The organism is Amycolatopsis sp. NBC_00438 (assembly GCF_036026695.1).
In the GTDB taxonomy this organism is placed as follows: Bacteria; Actinomycetota; Actinomycetes; order Mycobacteriales; family Pseudonocardiaceae; genus Amycolatopsis.
This window is the reverse complement of sequence record NZ_CP107923.1, coordinates 939,668-957,806: the sequence shown is the minus strand read 5'-3', so window position 1 is coordinate 957,806 and position 18,139 is coordinate 939,668. Positions and strand designations below refer to the sequence as shown.

18 protein-coding genes are annotated in these 18,139 nt (G+C 71.3%); 6 read left to right on the top strand and 12 right to left on the bottom strand.

The window, feature by feature from the left end:
• Nucleotides 1–2 precede the first annotated feature (2 nt).
• Complete coding sequence (locus OG494_RS04605; protein ID WP_328452252.1) at nucleotides 3–1,310, bottom strand: amidohydrolase family protein; 1,308 nt, start codon at nucleotides 1,308–1,310, stop codon at nucleotides 3–5.
• 79 nt (nucleotides 1,311–1,389) lie between these two features.
• Here OG494_RS04605 and OG494_RS04600 point away from each other — a divergent pair, with 79 nt between their 5' ends.
• A complete protein-coding gene (locus tag OG494_RS04600; protein ID WP_328452250.1) occupies nucleotides 1,390–1,839 on the top strand; it encodes a MarR family winged helix-turn-helix transcriptional regulator in 450 nt (149 codons plus the stop codon).
• Between the two features lie 19 nt (nucleotides 1,840–1,858).
• Here the strand turns inward: OG494_RS04600 and OG494_RS04595 are convergent, their stop codons facing one another.
• On the bottom strand, nucleotides 1,859–2,527 hold the full coding sequence (locus OG494_RS04595; protein WP_328452248.1) for a response regulator: 669 nt from the start codon (nucleotides 2,525–2,527) through the stop codon (nucleotides 1,859–1,861).
• Entirely contained in the window at nucleotides 2,524–4,161 is a 1,638-nt protein-coding gene (locus tag OG494_RS04590; RefSeq protein ID WP_328452246.1) for a sensor histidine kinase, read from the bottom strand. Before OG494_RS04590 ends, OG494_RS04595 begins: the two co-directional genes overlap by 4 nt.
• 91 nt (nucleotides 4,162–4,252) lie before the next feature.
• Here OG494_RS04590 and OG494_RS04585 point away from each other — a divergent pair, with 91 nt between their 5' ends.
• Nucleotides 4,253–5,620: a cation:dicarboxylate symporter family transporter gene (locus OG494_RS04585; protein WP_328452244.1), complete on the top strand. Its 1,368-nt coding sequence runs from the start codon at nucleotides 4,253–4,255 to the stop codon at nucleotides 5,618–5,620.
• 206 nt (nucleotides 5,621–5,826) lie between these two features.
• Here the strand turns inward: OG494_RS04585 and OG494_RS04580 are convergent, their stop codons facing one another.
• Nucleotides 5,827–6,228, bottom strand: coding sequence for a winged helix-turn-helix transcriptional regulator (locus tag OG494_RS04580; protein WP_328452241.1), 402 nt, complete (start codon nucleotides 6,226–6,228; stop codon nucleotides 5,827–5,829).
• 123 nt (nucleotides 6,229–6,351) lie between these two features.
• Between OG494_RS04580 and OG494_RS04575 the strand changes: the two genes are divergently transcribed.
• Complete coding sequence (locus OG494_RS04575; protein ID WP_328458870.1) at nucleotides 6,352–7,770, top strand: DHA2 family efflux MFS transporter permease subunit; 1,419 nt, start codon at nucleotides 6,352–6,354, stop codon at nucleotides 7,768–7,770.
• A 65-nt stretch (nucleotides 7,771–7,835) separates the two neighbouring features.
• On the opposite strand, the gene OG494_RS04570 is transcribed toward OG494_RS04575, so the two are convergent.
• The 4 genes from OG494_RS04570 to OG494_RS04555 form a co-directional block, all read right to left on the bottom strand.
• A complete protein-coding gene (locus OG494_RS04570; RefSeq protein ID WP_328452239.1) occupies nucleotides 7,836–8,279 on the bottom strand; it encodes an SRPBCC family protein in 444 nt (147 codons plus the stop codon).
• Nucleotides 8,280–8,283: 4 nt separating this feature from the next.
• A complete protein-coding gene (locus tag OG494_RS04565; RefSeq protein WP_328452237.1) occupies nucleotides 8,284–9,009 on the bottom strand; it encodes an anti-sigma factor family protein in 726 nt (241 codons plus the stop codon).
• The gene (locus tag OG494_RS04560) at nucleotides 9,006–9,557 is read right to left on the bottom strand and encodes a sigma-70 family RNA polymerase sigma factor (protein ID WP_205661062.1); all 552 of its coding nucleotides are present in this window, start codon (nucleotides 9,555–9,557) and stop codon (nucleotides 9,006–9,008) included. The genes OG494_RS04565 and OG494_RS04560 overlap by 4 nt, the downstream gene beginning before the upstream one ends.
• A 144-nt stretch (nucleotides 9,558–9,701) precedes the next feature.
• Nucleotides 9,702–10,196 carry a COG4315 family predicted lipoprotein gene (locus OG494_RS04555; RefSeq protein WP_328458869.1) on the bottom strand — a complete coding sequence of 165 codons (495 nt, stop codon included), beginning with the start codon at nucleotides 10,194–10,196 and terminating at the stop codon, nucleotides 9,702–9,704.
• Between the two features lie 223 nt (nucleotides 10,197–10,419).
• Here OG494_RS04555 and OG494_RS04550 point away from each other — a divergent pair, with 223 nt between their 5' ends.
• On the top strand, nucleotides 10,420–10,998 hold the full coding sequence (locus OG494_RS04550) for a fibronectin type III domain-containing protein (protein WP_328452235.1): 579 nt from the start codon (nucleotides 10,420–10,422) through the stop codon (nucleotides 10,996–10,998).
• A 3-nt stretch (nucleotides 10,999–11,001) separates the two neighbouring features.
• Here the strand turns inward: OG494_RS04550 and uvrA are convergent, their stop codons facing one another.
• Complete coding sequence (uvrA, locus tag OG494_RS04545) at nucleotides 11,002–13,863, bottom strand: excinuclease ABC subunit UvrA (RefSeq protein WP_328452233.1); 2,862 nt, start codon at nucleotides 13,861–13,863, stop codon at nucleotides 11,002–11,004.
• A 75-nt stretch (nucleotides 13,864–13,938) separates the two neighbouring features.
• Nucleotides 13,939–15,159 carry an acyltransferase family protein gene (locus tag OG494_RS04540; RefSeq protein ID WP_328452231.1) on the bottom strand — a complete coding sequence of 407 codons (1,221 nt, stop codon included), beginning with the start codon at nucleotides 15,157–15,159 and terminating at the stop codon, nucleotides 13,939–13,941.
• Between the two features lie 130 nt (nucleotides 15,160–15,289).
• Here OG494_RS04540 and OG494_RS04535 point away from each other — a divergent pair, with 130 nt between their 5' ends.
• Together OG494_RS04535 and OG494_RS04530 are read left to right on the top strand one after the other, a co-directional pair.
• Nucleotides 15,290–15,967, top strand: coding sequence for an MBL fold metallo-hydrolase (locus OG494_RS04535; protein ID WP_328452229.1), 678 nt, complete (start codon nucleotides 15,290–15,292; stop codon nucleotides 15,965–15,967).
• A 188-nt stretch (nucleotides 15,968–16,155) separates the two neighbouring features.
• Nucleotides 16,156–16,650 (top strand): AMIN-like domain-containing (lipo)protein, encoded by a 495-nt coding sequence (locus OG494_RS04530; RefSeq protein WP_328452227.1) that lies wholly within the window; start codon nucleotides 16,156–16,158, stop codon nucleotides 16,648–16,650.
• A gap of 21 nt (nucleotides 16,651–16,671) precedes the next feature.
• Here OG494_RS04530 and OG494_RS04525 read toward each other — a convergent pair whose 3' ends face one another.
• Together OG494_RS04525 and OG494_RS04520 are read right to left on the bottom strand one after the other, a co-directional pair.
• Nucleotides 16,672–17,451, bottom strand: a complete 780-nt coding sequence (locus OG494_RS04525; protein ID WP_328452225.1) for a DUF1684 domain-containing protein — start codon at nucleotides 17,449–17,451, stop codon at nucleotides 16,672–16,674.
• Nucleotides 17,452–17,512: 61 nt separating this feature from the next.
• On the bottom strand, nucleotides 17,513–18,139 hold the full coding sequence (locus tag OG494_RS04520; protein WP_328452223.1) for a hypothetical protein: 627 nt from the start codon (nucleotides 18,137–18,139) through the stop codon (nucleotides 17,513–17,515).

Sequence of the window (18,139 nt, the reverse complement as noted above, 5' to 3'; positions counted from 1 at the left end):
CGTTATACGGGGAGCCATGATCCGTCGAGGGGGACGCCGGCGGCCGCGGCGATCCGCGCGCGGGAGCGCAGCGTGCGTTCCCGCAGCTCGTCGAGGTCGACGCCGACCAGCGCACCACCGCGTTTGACGACTTCGCCGGCGACGAGCACCGTGTCGACGAGTCCCGGATGTCCGGCGGACAGGATCGCGCCGACCGGGTGGTTGACCGGGAACAGCGTCAGGTCGTCGGCGCGCAGCAGCACGAGGTCGGCCTGTTTGCCCGGGGTGATGCTGCCGATCCGGTCGCCGAGCCCGAGGGCGCGGGCGCCGTCGAGGGTGGCGAATTCGAGCACGTCGCGGGCGGTCAGCGACGGCGGCCTGCCCTGGGCCGTGTCGAGTCCGCGCTGCACGCCGAGCGCGGTGCGCATGGTCGAGAACATGTCGCCGCCGGCCGACAGGCAGTCGTCGACGGACAGCGTCGGCCGGATGCCCGCGGCGAGCATCCGGCCGGTTTCCGGCCAGCCGAAGCCCATCTTCAGTTCGACGTCGGGGCTGATCGACACCGAACAGCCCGCGTCGGCCAGCATCGCCAGCTCGTCGTCGTCGAGGCCGTTGCCGTGCACGATCGTCGTCCGGTCGTCGAGCAACCCGTGCTCCCCCATGGCGGCGACCGGCCGGCGGCCGGCACGGACGTGGGCGTGCACGCTGACCCGGAGCCCGAGATCGCGGGCCGCGGCGACGTCGGCGGCGGTGTTCTCGATGCTGGTCCGCTGCGGGCCGCGCAGACCCGCCGCCATCGTCACCAGAGCGTCGTCACCGGGGACCCGGTCGCGCATCCGGGCGAGTTCGGCGGCGACCGGGCCGTCCGCGGCAACACCCGCGCCGTAACAGAAAACGCTGCGCCCGGGTGTCCGACCGAGCGCGTCGAGGGCCGCGTCGCCGTGCGCGGGGGTGTCGGTGCAGTGGCACCAGTCCAGCAGGGTGGTGACGCCCGAGTGCAGCGCTTCCAGGCGGCCGAGCCGGGTGCCGACGTACACGTCCTCCGGCCGGTGGAGCGGCCGCAGCACGCCGTGCGTCGCCCGGCCGTACTCGGCGAACGTCCAGTCCGCGCCGAGCCCGCGGAACACCGCCTGCCAGGTGTGCCGGTGGGTGTCGACAAAACCGGGCAGCACCAGCATTCCCGTCGCGTCGAGGATGTCCGCGTCCGGCGCGTCGAGGCGCTCGCCGACGGCGCGGATCCGGCCGTCCTCGACAAGCACGTCGCCGCGCGGCAGATCACCGATCGCCCGGTCGACGCTGAGCACTGTGCCGCCGCGCACCAGAGTTCCCATGGTTCCCTCTTCCGTTAGTTGACGCGTCAACTGTAGGACGCACGCAGTTGACGCGTCAACTTTCGGGTACGCTCCGGTCATGACCGAGTCGCTGGCCCCCGACGAGTGGGAGTTCTGGCACGCCTGGACGCAGGCCCAGCGCCTGCTCGCCCGCGAGCTCGACCGCGGCCTGCAACGCGACTCCGGCATTTCGAAGGCCGAGTTCAGCGTGCTGATGACCCTGCACCGCGCTCCCGGCCACGAACTGCGCGTCAGCGAACTCGGCGCGTCCCTCGACTGGGAGAAGAGCCGCGTGTCGCACCAGCTGACCCGGATGGAGCACCGCGGTTTCGTGGCGCGGACGGAGTCCGGGACCGGCGGCCGCCGCACGCGGGTCGGGCTGACCGCCGAAGGCGACCGCGCCGCGCGGGCCGCCGTCGCCGGGCACGCCGGCAACATCCGCCGCTACTTCCTCGACACCCTCACGCCCGAGCAGGCCACCGCCATCCGGGCCTGGAGCGAGCAATTGGCCGGCCGCCTGGAGCCGTGACGCCCGCGCCGCGCCGTCGTCACGCGCGGGTCAGGCGGTACCAGACCTCGGGCCGGCCGACCTGGCCGTAGTGCGGCTCGCGGTGCGCCATCCCGTTGTCCGCCAGGTACTCCAGGTAGCGGCGCGCGGTGACGCGGGACGCGCCGATCGCCGCGGCCGCCGCGCCCGCGGACAGGCCTTCCGCCGCGCCGCCCAAGGCGTCGGTGATCGCCTCCAGGGTCTGGACGCTCATGCCTTTCGGCAGCGGTGGCTGCTCGGTCGTGCGCAAGGTTCCCAGGGCGCGGTCGATCTCGGCCTGGCCGGAGACCTCGCCGGACGCGTCGCGGAATTCGGTGTAGCGCTCCAGTTTTTCGCGCAGGGTGGCGAAAGTGAACGGCTTGAGCAGGTACTGCACCACACCGACCGACACGGCGGCCTTCACCAGGCCGAGGTCGCGCGCCGACGTCACGGCGATGACGTCGATCGGCAGCCCGGCCGCGCGCAGCGAGCGACAGACCGCGAGGCCGTGGGTGTCCGGGAGGTAGAAGTCCAGCAGCACCAGGTCGACCGGCTCGCGTTCGCAGAACCGCAGCGCGTCGCCGCCGGAATGGACCACGCCCGCCACGGAAAACCCGGAGAGCCGTTCGACGTAGACGCGGTGCGCCTCGGCGGCCACCGGTTCGTCCTCCACCACCAGTACCCGGATCACCGGTCCGCCTCCTGCCGCGGGAGCCGCACGGTGAACACCGCGCCGCCGTCCCGCCCGACCTCGACCGTACCGCCGTAGCGGCGCACCGCTTGTCCGACGAGCGCCAGCCCGAGCCCGTGACCCTCCCCCGCCTTCGTCGACCAGCCGCGGCGGAAGACGTCGGCGTCGTCGGGGACGCCCGGCCCGGTGTCGGCGACGCGCAGCAGCAGTTCGTCCACGTCGGACCGGGCGGTGACGACCACCGCGGGCCGGCCGGGGCCGTGGCCCGCGGCGTCGATGCCGTTGTCGATCAGGTTGCCGAGGATGGTGACGAGGTCGCGCGCGGCGACACCGTGGGTCGCGTCGTCGATCATCGTGTCCGGCGTGATCGTCAGCTCCACCCCGCGTTCGCTCGCCTCGGCCGCCTTGCCCAGCAACAGCGCGGCGAGCACCGGTTCGGCGACGGCGCCGACGACGCGGTCGGTCAGTTCCTGCGCGAGGGCGAGCTCGGCCGTCGCGAACTCGACGGCCTGCTCGGGTTTGCCGATCTCCACCAAGGAAACCACGGTGTGCAACCGGTTCGCGGCCTCGTGCGCCTGCGACCGCAACGCCTCCGCGAGACCGCGGGCGGTGGTCAGCTCCCCGGTCAGCGTCTGCAGTTCGGTGTGGTCGCGCAGGACCACGACGGTGCCCTGCGCCCGGCCGCCCGCGCGGACGGCGGTCGTGCTGACCAGCAGCACCCGCGCGTCGGTCAGGTGCAGTTCCTCGGCGCGGGTTTCGGCCGAGCCGAAGGCCGTCACCAGTTCGGCGGGCAGGCCCAGCGCGGTCAGCTCCCGGCCGGCCGGATCGGCGTCGAGTCCGAGCAGGACACGCGCGCCGTCGTTGCACAGCCCGATCCGCCCGTCGCGCCCCACCAGCAGCACGCCTTCGCGGACCGAATGCAAGACGGCTTCGTGGTACTCGAACAGGTTGCTCAGCTCGCCGGGCGCGATCCCGCGTGTCTGCCGCCGGAGCCGGGCGCTGATCAGCCAGCCGCCGAGCGCGCCCACCAGCAACACCGCGCCCGCGACGCCGAACAGCGGCCAGAGCCGTTCGCGCAGCTCGGCCGAGATCGCCGCGACGGTGATCCCGACGGCGACCAGCGCGATCACCCGCTGCCCCGGGCCGAACACCGGCACCACCGTCCGGATCGACGGGCCGAGGGAGCCGGTGTAGGTCTCCGTGTACGGCTGCCCGCCCTGCGCTTGCGCGATGTTCCCGATGTAGTGCTGCCCGATCAAGGCCGGGTTCGGGTGGGTGAAGCGGATCCCGGCCGGGCTCATGATCGTGATGAAGTCGACGCCGGTGTCGGCCTGCACCTCCAGTGCGAACGGCTGCAGCGTGACGCTCGGGTGCGGCGTGTCCACCGCGGCGATGACGGACGGCGCGTCGGCCACCGTCGCGGCGACGGCGCGTACCTGGTCCTTGGCGTTCTGGTCGGTCGCCCGCGACGCGTCGAGGTAGGCGAACGTGATCCCGGCGCCGGCGAGCACGCAGAGCACCACCAGCTGCAGCACGAGCAGCTGGCGCGCCAGGCTCCAGCGGGACGACGTCGGGGACACCTCCTCATACCAGCACACCGGCGCCCGGGTGTCCGAACGGGACGGTGCGATCATCGCGCGAACTCAATGAACACAAGTGAGCCGGGTCACCTCGGTGGGCCTACAGTGTGCCGCAACCTGGAACACCCCTGAGCTGGAGGCAACGGTGCCGACCCCACCGACAACCGAGGAGACCCCGCGCAAGCGGGACAAGACCCACTACCTGTACCTGGCCGTGATCGTCGCGGTGGCACTCGGGATCCTGGTGGGTTTCCTGTTCCCCGGCTTCGCCAAGGGCCTCAAGCCCCTCGGTGACGGCTTCGTCAACCTGATCAAGATGATGATCACGCCGATCATCTTCTGCACCATCGTGATCGGCGTCGGCTCGGTCGCGAAGGCGGCCAAGGTCGGCAAGGTCGGTCTGATGGCCTTGTTCTACTTCATCATCATGTCGACCTTCGCCCTGGCGATCGGCCTGGTCGTCGGCAACATCCTGCACCCGGGCACCGGCCTGCACCTCAACCCGGCCGACGTGAAGAGCGTCCAGAAGTCCGCCACCGGCGCCGAAGGCCCGGTCGACTTCCTGCTCGGCATCATCCCGAAGACGTTCGTCTCGGCCTTCACCGACGGTGAGGTCCTGCAGGCGCTGCTGGTCGCGCTGTTCGTCGGGTTCGCGCTGCAGAAGCTGGGCCCGAAGGGCGCCCCGATCCTGCGCGGCATCGAGCACATCCAGCGTCTGGTGTTCCGCGTCCTGTCCATGATCATGTGGGCCGCCCCGATCGGCGCGTTCGGCGCCATCGCCGCGGTGGTCGGCGCGACCGGCTGGGCCGCGTTGAAGAGCCTCGCGGTGATCATGATCGGCTTCTACGCCACCTGCCTGATCTTCGTGTTCGTGATCCTCGGGATCGTGCTGTGGCTCGGTGCCCGCGTGTTCATCTGGAACCTGCTGCGCTACCTCGGGCGCGAGTTCCTGCTGATCCTCTCGACGTCGTCCTCGGAGTCGGCGCTGCCGCGGCTGATCGCGAAGATGGAGCACGTCGGCGTCAGCAAGTCGGTCGTCGGCATCACCGTCCCGACCGGCTACTCGTTCAACCTGGACGGCACCGCGATCTACCTGACCATGGCGACGCTGTTCATCGCCGCCGCACAGGACGAACCGCTGTCGATCGGTGAGCAGATCGGCCTGCTGGCCTTCATGATCATCGCTTCGAAGGGCGCGGCGGGCGTCAGCGGCTCGGGTATCGCGACGCTGGCTTCCGGCCTGCAGTCGCACCGGCCGGAGCTGGTCAACGGCGTCGGCTTCATCCTCGGCATCGACCGGTTCATGTCGGAGGCCCGCGCGCTGACGAACTTCGCCGGCAACGCCGTCGCGACCGTCCTCATCGGAAACTGGACGAAGGAGTTCGACCGGGAGAAGGCCCAGCGCGTGTTCGCCGGGCAGGAACCCTTCGACGAGGCGACCATGCTCGACGAGCACAGCCACGCGGCCGGCACCGACGACATGGACGACGCCGCCAAGGAACCCGCGAGGTAACCCCCACCCGTTCGTGCTCATGCCCCCGCTGAGCACGAGCCACACGGGCCGCGGTGCGAGTTTCCCCGACTTCGCACCGCGGCCCGTTCCACGTCCCGAAGGCGTCACTTTCGGCGAGAAAGATGCGTTTGAGGGCCCCCGGGACGGAGCTTTCCCTAGGAAAGATGCGTCGCTTCACGCGAACTTCACACGGGCGGGGAGATCTTTCAGCAGGCGGCGTGGCCGTCGTAGACGACGCGGGCCGCGGCGATCGACTCGCGGTGCCGCTCCGCCCAGCCGAGCAGGCCGGTCAGGGACTGGTACAGCTCCTTCGCCATCGGCGTGGCCTCGTACTCCACGCGCGGCGGGACCGTCGGGTAGACCGTGCGCACCAGCAGGCCGTCACGCTCGAGGTTGCGCAGGGTCAGCGTCAGCATCCGGCGGCTGATGCCCTCGACCGAGCGCTCCAGCTCGGTGAACCGCACCGGGCCACGCATGGCCTCCAGCAGGATGCCGATCGCCCACTTCCCGCTGACCCGGTTGATGACCTCGAGCAGCGTGCAGGCGTCGAGTTTTTCCGGGTCCACCTCCGCTGCCTGGACAGGTACATCGATGTTCCCCTGGGACATGGAAGTGCCTCCTTCACGGCGCACCCATGGTCACACATGATGGGCACTGTTACAAGAAGTGCCCTGGAGACGACCAGGGGAAACGCGCGACTGGAGGGGCCTACTGTGCCATTCGACGACAACGTGGCCGAGAACCATCCCACCCGATCCCGCGGCCTCGCCTTGGCGGTGCTGTGCGCCGCGTCGCTGATGGTCGTGCTCGACAGCAGCATCGTCGCGGTGGCACTGCCCGCGATCCAGGCCGACCTCGGCTTCACGCCCGCCGGGCTCGCCTGGGTGGTCACCGCCTACCTGGTCGCCTTCGGCGGCCTGCTCCTGCTCTCCGGGCGGCTCGGCGACCTGCTCGGCCGCCGCCGGGTGTTCCTCGGCGGGCTGGGCCTGTTCACCGCGGCGTCGCTGGCCGCCGGCCTCGCGGACAACGCGGCCGTCCTCGTCGTCTCGCGGTTCGTGCAGGGCGTCGGCGGCGCGCTGGCGTCGGCCGTGGTGCTCGGCATGATCGTCACGATGTACCCGGAGCCGCGGGCCCGGGCCAAGGCGATCGGCGTCTACAGCTTCACGCAGGCCGCGGGCGCGTCCATCGGGCTCATCGCGGGCGGCGCCCTGACCCAGGCGCTGAGCTGGCACTGGACGTTCTACGTCAACCTGCCGATCGGCGCCGTCGCGCTGGTGCTGGCCGTCCGCGTGGTCGAGGCCGACCGCGGCACCGGCCTGCGAGCGGGCCTGGACGCGCTCGGCGCGGTGCTGGTCACCGCCGCCGTGATGCTGGGCGTCTACGGGATCACGGCCGCGGCCTGGGGTTCGCTGGCCGGGTCCGGCGTCCTGCTGGCCGCGTTCGTGGTGCGCCAGGCGAAGGCCCGCACGCCGCTGCTGCCGCTGCGGCTGTTCCGGAACCGCGCGGTCACCGGCGCCAACCTGGTGATGGTCCTGATGGTCGCCGGGATGCTCGGCTTCCAGTTCGTCACCGCGTTGTACCTGCAGCAGGTGCTGGGCCTCGACGCGCTGCGCACCGGCGTCGCGTTCCTGCCGGTGCCGGTGGTGATCGCGATCGCCTCGCTCGGCTTCGCGGGCCGGCTCGCGTCCCGGTTCGGCCCGCGGGTGGCCCTGCTGTCCGGCCTCGGCCTGGTGATCGCCGGTCTGCTCCTGCTCACCCGGGTTTCCGTGCGGGGTAACTATTTCACCGACGTCCTGCCGCCGTTGCTGATCATGGGTCTCGGCGCCGGCGTGGCGATCCCCGCGTTGATGGGCCTGGCGATGACGGACGTCGCGCCGGAGGACTCGGGGGTCGCGTCCGGGCTGATCAACACCACGCAGCAGGCAGGTGCGGCGATCGGCACGGCGGTGCTCGCCACGGTGGCCGCGTCCCGCACGGCGAGTCTGGGTCCGGTGGACCACCGCGAGGCGCTGGCGTCGGGCTTCCGGCTGGCCTACGGGACGAGCGCGGGATTCCTGATCGCGGCGATCGCGCTCGGCGCGGCGGTGCTGGCCCGCCGGTCCCGGCGAACCGCCGCCGAACGGGAAGTGTGCGTCGCCGGTTCCGCGTGATCAGGAAGCCGACACGCGTGATCGGGGCGACGACACGGGTTCTCCCGGCCGTGCCGCCGTCCCGCTCACGCGAGGTAGGTGCTCAGACCCCGGTGACCCCGGCGCATCATCAGCGCGTGGTTCACGCGGAAGAGTGGCCGGGCGACCACGTCCAGCCGCCGCAGCAACGCCTTGCGCGCGTGGACGTCCTGGGTGATCTCCAGCAGCGTCCCCGCGCCCGACGCGCGGACCGTGCCGGCCAGCACCCCTTCGAGGTCTCCGCTGAGCCTGACCCGCATCAGGCCCGCCCGCTCGTCCTGGTGGTCGCGGTGCATCCGGACGACCAGCCGGAACGGGAGCCGCGAGCGGCAGACCAGTTCGGCGGTGTCGTCGTCCACCCGGCGCACCGTGCGGACGTCCGACCACCACCGCGGGTAGCCGGCGAGGTCGGTGACCGCGCCGAACACCCGCTCGGGCGCGGTACCGGGCAGCAGCCAGGAGCTGCGGAACCGGTAGCGCGCGCCCGTCACGGCCTCACACCTGGGCCGAGACCAGCTTCCGGCCGTCCACCGTGACGATGTCGACCGACTTCACGTCGTCGGGCGCGACCAGCGCGGACCCGTCGAGCGAGAAGCCCTGGCTCTCCCATTTCTCGGACACTTTCCAGCTGCCCGCGGTGACCGCCTGGCCGTTCTTCGTCACGACCTGCAGCAGGCACTGCTCCCCGGCCTTGACGCCCTTGACCGCGACGTTGACCTTGACCCAGCCCGCGAAGGGCGCCACCGACGCGGCCAGCTGCACGCCGGTCGTCGGATCCCGCCCTTCGACGTTCTTCGTGCCGGGCACGTCCGACCCGGGGGCCGCGATCCCGCCGCCGCTGTCCGTGGGCGCCGTCTGCCGGCCCACGAGCACCCCGCCACCGAGCGCGGCCACCACCAGCACCGCCGCCGCGACCAGGGCGAGGCCCCGGCGGGACGTCGGCCGGGACGCGGTCCGCGCCGGCGCCGCCGTCTCCTCTTCGCGCATCCGGCGGAGGGTCTTCTGCAGCAGCAGATCCCCGCCCTCCGGAGGCCCGTCGAGGAACGCCTCGGGCGGTACCTCGTCGAGTGACTCGCGCAGCGCCACGAGCTCGTTCAGGTCGAACCGGCACTGGGCGCAGGTCTGCAGGTGCCGGCGTTCGAAGTCGGCCGCCTCCGCCGGGTCGAGCGCCCCGAGGGCGTACGCGCCGAGCTGAGTGTGTGTTTCGTCCACCGCGTTCATCGCGCCACCTCCGTTCCGCTCGAGATCATCGCGGCTCTGAGAGCCCTGAGTGCGTAGTACGACCTTGATTTCACGGTACCCGGTGCGACGCCCAGTGTTCTCGCCGCTTCGGCCACCGTCCGTCCCCGGTAGTAGATCTCCACCAGGACCTCTCGATGTTCATTGGACAATCCGTCCATCGCGCCGAGCACCGTCATCGAATCGACCACGCCCTGGGCGTGATCGCGTTCGACGGACGGCGTCGGAACGCCTTCGGCCGGTTCGGCCACCTCCTGTGGCCGTGCCGCCCGGGCTCGTGCCCGGTCGGTGACCAGGTTGCGCGCGACGGTCAGCAACCAGCCGCGCACCGAGCCCTTCCCGTCGTTCTGCAGGTCGTCGGCGTGTTTCCACGCCCGTACCAGCGTCTCCTGGACTACGTCCTCGGCTGCCGCACGATCACCGGTCAGCCTCGTCGCGTAGGCCAGCAGGCTTCGCCCGTGTTCGGCGTAAAGCTGCCGAATCAGGTCTTCGCCCTTGGCCTTCTTCGGCCGCCTGCCTCCGATCGCCACCCTCGTCCTCCCGACGGTGTTCTGAGTCGGCGAGGACAGTACTGCAACCCGCAGCGCCACCGGCGGTGCGTGGGTCGAGCGCAGCGCGACCATGGTGTTCATCGGCTGCCCGTCCTTCCTCGTTTGCCCGGAAACCGTCTGGGGTCAGGAGCCGGCGGCGGCCGGCGCGGTGATCTTGCTGCCGTCCGGCGCGACGGCGAACCAGGCGCCGTTGACGCCCTGGCCGTTCGCTTGCCCTTCCGCCTTGTCGCCCGAGAACTCGTAGAGCGGCCAGCCGTTCAGCGTGAGCTGCTTGCTGCCGTCCTTGCGGGTCAGCGTGCCGACCTGGGTGTCCTGGATGCCCTTGAGCATCGGCGGGGCCTCACCGGCGAGCACCGGCGGCCAGGTGGCCGCGCACTCACCGTCGCAGGTGGACGTCGGCGGCTGCGACAGGTCCTTGTCGAACCGGTACAGCGTCTTGTCGGAGGCGTCCGTGACGACCGCGCCGACTCCCGCCACCGTGGCGGCGGCCAGCATCACGTGCCCGGGCTGGCCGTGTTCCGGCCCCACGGCTCCCGAGGCCATGTCGCCGCAGGCCGACAGCGGGGCCACGACAGCGAATGCGGCAGCGCAGACGACGGCCGTCCGGATACGGTTCATCACGTTCTTCTCCTCGGTGAGGGCGGCACCGCCGTTCAGCGGACCTCGACATCCCAGACACGGACGCCCGGCCGAAACGGTTCAGCGGGGATTCGCGCGGTTCGGTGCCGGTTCGCGGGCGGATTGGTGTGTTCCGGTGATCGGCACGGTCTTGTCGCCGTGCGGGCGGGTTCCTAGGCTGATCACCGTCCCGCCGCCGCCCGGATGTCCACGGGAGGCCGCCGTGTCCGTCAAACCGCTCCTCTGCGTGGCGCTCCTGGCCGCGGGCTGTGCCGCGGCACCGGCGCTCCCCTTCACGGCGTCCCTGACGTCTCCCACCGACGTGGTGCTCCACTGGCCGGACGACGACGCGGGCCATCGGGTCGAGTACGCGAACGACCCCGCCGGGCCGTGGACGACGCTGCAGTTCCTGCCACCGCACACGACGAGCTACCACCACCCGGACCTGATCCCGGAGACGCCGTTCTACTACCGGGAGCAGCCGTTCACCGGCCCGGTGTCGGCGCCGACGACCGCGGGCGCGCCGGCGGCCGCGGACGCGACGGCGCTGCACGCGGTGGCCGGCGGCGACACGGTGACGTTCACCTGGTCCGACCACTCGGCGGGCGAGGCCGGGTTCCTGCTGGAGATCCGCCGCCCCGGCGCGCCGGACTTCGACCCGGTCGAGGTGACGGACCCGGACACGACGACGTGCGCCCTCTCCACCCTTCCGGGTGAACAGGGCGCCGCCTACCGCCTGCGGGCGCTGCGCTACGGGCCGCTCTCGCCGGTGGTCCACCAGACCACCGGCAAGCAGCGGTGAGCCCTACTCGGCCGCGAGGACGTGGCGCAGGAACTCGCCCGTGTAGCTCGCCTCGACCCCGGCCACGTGCTCGGGCGTGCCCTCGGCGATCACCGTGCCACCGCCGTTGCCGCCCTCGGGGCCCATGTCGATGATCCAGTCGGACGTCTTGATCACGTCGAGGTTGTGCTCGATCACGATCACCGAGTTGCCCTTGTCGACCAGCCCGTTGATCACGCCGATGAGCTTGTTGATGTCCTCGAAGTGCAGGCCCGTGGTCGGCTCGTCGAGGATGTAGACCGTCTTGCCGGTCGAGCGCTTCTGCAGCTCGCTGGCCAGCTTGACGCGCTGCGCCTCACCGCCGGAGAGCGTCGGCGCCGGCTGGCCGAGGCGGACGTAGCCGAGGCCGACGTCGACCAGCGTCTGCAGGTGCCGGTGGATCGCCTTGATCGGCTCGAAGAACTGCGCCGCCTCTTCGATCGGCATGTCGAGCACATCCGAGACGGTCTTGCCCTTGTAGTGCACCTCGAGGGTCTCGCGGTTGTACCGCGCGCCCTTGCAGACCTCGCACGGGACGTAGACGTCCGGCAGGAAGTTCATCTCGATCTTGATCGTGCCGTCGCCGGCGCACGCCTCGCAGCGGCCGCCCTTGACGTTGAACGAGAACCGGCCCTGCTGGTAGCCGCGGACCTTGGCCTCGGTCGTCGCCGCAAACAGCTTGCGGACGTGGTCCCAGACGCCGGTGTAGGTGGCCGGGTTGGACCGCGGGGTCCGCCCGATCGGCGACTGGTCGACCCGCACCAGCTTGTCGACCTGGGCCAGGCCGTTGACCCGGGTGTGCCGGCCCGGCACCTGGCGGGCGCCGTTGAGCTTGTTCGCCAGCACCGTCGCGAGGATGTCGTTCACCAGCGTCGACTTGCCCGAGCCGGAGACACCGGTGACCGAGACCAGGGCGCCGAGCGGGAACGACACGTCCAGCGCCCGCAGGTTGTGCTCACGCGCGCCCACGACGGTCAGCTGCCGCTTCTTGTCGATCGGCCGCCGGATCGCCGGGACGTCGATCTTGCGGCGCCCGGACAGGTACGCCCCGGTGATCGAGTCCTTGTTCTTCAGCATCTTCTTGTACGGTCCACTGTGGACGATGTGGCCGCCGTGCTCGCCGGCGCCCGGGCCGATGTCGACCACCCAGTCACTGGAGCGGATGGTGTCCTCGTCGTGCTCGACGACGATCAGCGTGTTGCCCAGGTTCCGCAGCCGGGTCAGCGTCTCGATCAGGCGGTGGTTGTCGCGCTGGTGCAGGCCGATCGACGGCTCGTCCAGCACGTACAGCACGCCGACCAGGCCGGACCCGATCTGGGTGGCGAGCCGGATGCGCTGCGCCTCACCGCCGGACAGCGTCGCCGACCCCCGGTCGAGCGAGAGGTAGGTCAGGCCGACGTCGAGCAGGAAGCGCAGGCGGGCCTGGATCTCCTTGAGCACCGCGCCGGCGATCATCGACTCGCGCTGGCCGAGCTCCAGCTCGTCGAGGAACTGCGACGCCTCGGCGATGGACAGCCCGCAGACCTCGGCGATCGACATGTCACCGCGGGTCTTGTGCTGCAGCGTGACGGCGAGGATCTCCGGCTTGAGCCGGGTGCCCTGGCAGGTCGGGCACGGCACCTCGCGCATATAGCCCTCGTACCGCTCGCGCATGTACTCGGACTCGGTCTGCTCCTGGCGCCGTTCGAGGAACGGGATCACGCCCTCGAAGTTCGCGTAGTACGACCGCTGGCGGCCGTAGCGGTTCTTGTAGCGGACGTGCACCTGCTCGTCGACGCCGTGCAGCACCGCCTTCTGGGCGCGCGCGGGCAGCTTGCGCCACGCCGTGTCCATCCGGAAGCCGATGGTCTCCGACAGCGACTCGAGCAGCCGGACGAAGTAGTCCGCGCTCTGCCCGCCCGCCCACGGCGCGATCGCGCCCTCGGCCAGCGACAGCTCGTCGTCCGGCACCACCAGCTCCGGGTCGACCTCCTTGCGGATGCCGATGCCGGTGCAGACCGGGCACGCGCCGTAGGGCGAGTTGAACGAGAACGAGCGGGGCTCGAGGTCCTCGATGGCCAGCGGGTGGCCGTTCGGGCAGGCCAGGTTCTCGGAGAAGCCGCGGATCCGCTGCGGGTCGTTCTCCGGCAGGTCGACGAACTCGAGCTCGATCAGCCCGTCGGCCAGCCGCAGCGCCGTCTCGACCGAGTCGGTGAGCCGCTGGCGTGAGCTCGACTTCACGCTCAGCCGGTCGATCACCACGCCGATCTGGTGCTTTTCCTGCTTCTTCAGCTTCGGCGGGTCCGTGAGCGCGTGCACCGTGCCGTCCACGACCACGCGCGCGTACCCCTGCTGCTGCAGGTTCTCGAACAGGTCGACGTACTCGCCCTTGCGGCCGCGCACGACCGGCGCGAGCACCTGGAAGCGGACGCCCTCGTCCATCTCCAGCACCTGGTCGACGATCTGCTGCGGGGTCTGCTTGCTGATCGGCTCGCCGCACTTGGGGCAGTGGGCCTTGCCGGCGCGGGCGTAGAGCAGGCGGAGGTAGTCGTAGACCTCGGTGATCGTGCCCACGGTCGAGCGCGGGTTGCGCGAGGTGGACTTCTGGTCGATCGACACCGCGGGCGAGAGGCCCTCGATGAAGTCGACGTCCGGCTTGTCCATCTGCCCCAGGAACTGGCGGGCGTACGCGGACAGCGACTCGACGTACCGGCGCTGCCCCTCGGCGAAGATGGTGTCGAAGGCGAGGCTCGACTTCCCGGACCCGGACAGACCCGTGAACACGATCAGGCTGTCGCGGGGCAGGTCGAGATCCACGCCGCGGAGGTTGTGCTCGCGGGCGCCGCGAACAACGAGGCGATCAGCCACGCCAGGGTCCCTTCAGTGTCGTTCTCAGCTGGTTGCCGGCCCGGGCCAGAAGGTGCACGGGCGGCCGCGTCCATGCTACGAGCCACCACCGACAGAAACCGGCTCCGAGCCTGTGACCTGCGGTTCTGTCGCCTTGCGGCGGGTGAGCCACCGGTGGACCGGCCGCTCCACCCAGGACGTGACCGCCCAGCCGCCCAGTACGACGGCGGCGACGACCACCGGGAGCCGGAACCAGCCGGGGAGACCGAGGTCGATGAGTGCGCGGGCCAGGATGTAACCCAGTTCCTGGTGTACCAGATAAAGACCATACGACGTGCCCGCGAGCCACGTGACAGCCGGGGCGACCCGCGCGAGGCCGGGGAACCGCCAGTCGGGCCCGCGCGCGGCCAGGCACACCAGCAGCAGGAGCACGGCGAACCCGATCGTGGAGGGCCAGCGCTCGGCGTCCTGGGGCAGCGCGACGTGGAACGGGAACACCTGCAGGTCCTGCGCCGCGATCGTGGCGGCCACGAAGAGGGCGGCGTGCCAGTGCGCGAGCCTCCCCCGCGACCACAGCCAGAGGGCGGCGCCGATCGCGAAGACGTGCAGGCGGTGCAGGCCCAGGCCGTAGTAGAACGTCTCGACGACGGGGCCGGCGGTCCCCGGGGCGAAGACGAGGAAGCGGAGCGCGAGCGGGACGAGGATCAGCGCCCAGAGCAGGGCGACGGTCAGCCGGTGGGTGCGCCACGCCCGCGGCCACAGCAGGGCCGCGCCGGTGAACGCCATCAGCTGCACCGGCAGCGTCCAGTAGGAGCCGTCGAGGTAGTAGAACGTGCCCGAGCGGATGCCCCACTCCTGCACCATGCCGAGGTTGGTGACCAGGTCCAGCCAGGTCGGGATGTACCAGGGCGCGGGGTTCGCCGGCGGGCCCTGCGGCACGCCGAAGAGGAAGCCGGTCACGCCCGGCGGGAACGGCAGCCCGCTGAAGCGGATGGCCGCGTACCGCGTCACCAGGTAGGTGACGAGCACCGCGACCAGGTAGGCGGGCACGAGCCGCGCGATCCGGTTCCACAGCCACCGGCGCGGATTGCCCTTGCGGAGGCTCGCGCAAACGAAGAACGCGGAGATCACCAGGAGGATCGCCGCCCCGAACTGCGCGGTCACCCGGAAGGGGTACCCCGTGAGTTCGGGGTGCAGAAGTGCACCCTGGTGGGTGACATGGCCGAGGATCACCGCGAGGACGGCGACGACGCGCAGGAGGTCCCAGCTGATCCGGCGTACGCCTCGCACCGGGGGCGGCGTCGGAGTCGTCGGCACGGTCTTCCCAGGGTCGGCACGGGTCGGCGCGGTGGTCGGCCTGCGGGGGCTCCGGCGAGCCTACGGGGCGAGGTGAGCGGGCGCTTGTGCGGGTGGAACCGCTTGCGGTGCCCCGACTACCGTGTGCGGGGTGAACATCGTGGAGACCTACACCGGGCACGTCGACCCGGGCGGCGACGCCTCCCGGCGGACCCTGGACGCGCTGACCATCACCAAGCTGTCCGTCGGCCCGATGGACAACAACACGTACCTGCTGGTGTGCCGCCAGGAGAACGAAGCCCTGCTCATCGACGCGGCGAACGACCCGGAGCGCATTTCCGACCTGATCGGCCACGGCCCCGACCGGCCGGCCCTGCGCACGGTCGTCACGACCCACCAGCACCAGGACCACTGGCAGGCGCTGGGAGCGGTGGCCGGCGCCAACGGCTCGAACACGGCGGCGCATCCGCTGGACGCTTCGCCGTTGCCGGTGCCGCCGGACTTCCTGGTGGAGCACGGGGACACACTTTCGGTGGGACAGGTCACTCTTTCGGTGATCCACCTGCGCGGGCACACACCGGGGTCGATCGCGCTGCTGTACCGGGACCCGTCGGGGCACCCGCACCTGTTCACCGGGGACTCGCTGTTCCCCGGTGGGGTGGGACGGACTACCTCGCCGGAGGACTTCTCGTCGCTCGTGGACGACGTGTCGGCGCGGATCTTCGACGAGCTGCCGGACGAGACGTGGTTCTACCCGGGGCACGGGGACGACTCCACGCTGGTCGCCGAGCGTCCGAAGCTGAAGGAGTGGCGCGAGCGCGGCTGGTGACCGGATCGCCCGGTCCTGAGCGGGAAGCCTGATCGGCACCCTGTTTCCCGCTCACGACCGGCGCCGACACGTTCGGAGCAGCCGGGTAACGGTTCCGGACGCGGGGCAACTCCCCGGACGAACCGGACGTCCCCTTCTTACCCAGCGCTGGGACTTCCACCGGTTTCGCACCCGCCAGGAGGCCCTTCATGTCCAGACCCGTCAGACGCGCGCTCGCCGCCGTCGTCCTGCTGTTCGCCGGTACCGCGACGGCGACCGCCGCCGCCGCGCCCGCCGGTGCCGCGACCACCATTCCCGCTCTGACCGGCATCCGGACCGGGGCCAATCCCGGCTTCGACCGGATCGTCCTCGACCTCACCGCCGGGACCGCGCCCGGCACCGTCAGCTACCGGCTCGTCGACGAGCTCACCGCCGACCCGACCGGGGACATCGTGTGGCTCACCGGGGAGTACTTCATCGACGTCTCCGCGTTCGCCGCCGCCGCGCACGACGACAGCGGGGCCTCCACCTATCCCGGGCCGCAGAAGTTCCGGACGCGGAACCTGCGCAACGTCATGGCCGTCGCGATCACCGGGGACTTCGAGGGGCACCTGAACATCGGGCTCGGCGTGCGGTCGCGGAGCACGGTGAACGTCTTCACGCTCACCGCGCCCAACCGCGTCGTCATCGACGTCGCCGGCTGACGGGTGGCGGAGAAGATCCCGTCAGCGCTCGTACGGGATCTTCTCCCCCGCCTCCACCGCGAAAGCCAGGTGGTTGCCCGCCGGGGGCAGCGGGCACGTCGCGAAGTCGGTGAACGCGCACGGCAGGTTGACCGCGCGGTTGAAGTCCAGCGTCACCGTGCCGTCCGCGGCCGGCGGGCCGACCGGCAGTGACCGGTTGGCCGCGTACGTCGTCACCCCGCTCGTCCCGTCGGTGAACAGGATGCTGAAGCCGCCTTCCTTGCCGTTGAACGCGGTCAGCGTGTGCGACGCGCCGTCGTGCTCGAAGTGGACCAGGCCCGGCGCGGTGTAGACGTGGCTCAGGCCCTCGACCACCGCACCGACCGTGGTGGGCCGCGGCGCGTCGAACGGCTCGAACCGGCCCGGAACCACCCAGGACGGCGACGGCTCGTACGCCGGGACGCCGTGGAAGTCGCGCAGCACCTCGGCCTTCGGGTCGTGCACCCGGATCAGGTACCCCGAGCGGCGGGCGACCTCGATCTCGACGTCGCCGGCCAGCACCCGCGTGCCCGCGCCGCTGTTGACCAGCTCGAAGCGGCGGACGTCGGTGATCGGGTGGCCGTCGTGCTCGAGCGGGGCGCCGGCCGGGTCGACGTACGCCGCGTCGGCGTCCTGCCACCAGCGGCCCGGGATGCCCGGGTACTCGCGCGGGGCGTCGGTCAGCCAGTCCAGCGACACCAGCGCCAGCCAGCCGTGCGGTGCGGCGAGGTCCGACTCGCGCCGGGTCTTCCAGTCCTGCCACTCCTGCGTGAACGTGCTCATCGCTGGGCCCTTCCGTCGGCGGTCCTGTCCGGGGGTCCGCACCGGGCTCCCCGCAACACGGCTACAACGGTGCCAACCCGTCCCCCGGCCCGGTATTCCGCGTCCCAGCATCCGGACGTGTGTGCAGCCAGCCGATTTCGCGGCCGCCACCGGCCGCGACGACGACCCGCCGGAACACCGCCGGGTCGAGGTCGTGCTCGCCTTCGCCGGCGGCGTCGTCGTAGAACCGGTCGGACACGATCAGCACCTGGTCCGCCTCCGGGGCCGCGGTCATCGCCGCCTTCAGCTCCGCGGAGTCGCACAGCCAGGACGCCAGTGCGACGGCGGCACCGCCGAAGTGGGGCGGGCGCAGCACGACGTCGCCGTGGGCGACCGCCAGCCGCAGGCGCAGCCGGCCGAACTCGTTGAGGTGGCGGTTGCGGCGCCCCAGCGCGTCGTCCACCAGGCCGACCAGCCCGGTCGCGACCCACCGCGGCGGCACCGTCGGCGGGATGACCAGCGTAGTGTTGTCCCCTTCCGGGCGGCGGTACCAGGTCGGGGTCCGGAAGGGCACCGGGACGCGCTCGAACACGTCGTCCAGCACCGCGTCGAGGGTGACGCCGAGGTGCACCGAACGCGCGGTCCGGCCGCGGCTCGGGGCGACGATCCCGATCCGGACGACGGTCGCGGCCAGCGGGACGGTGCGCAT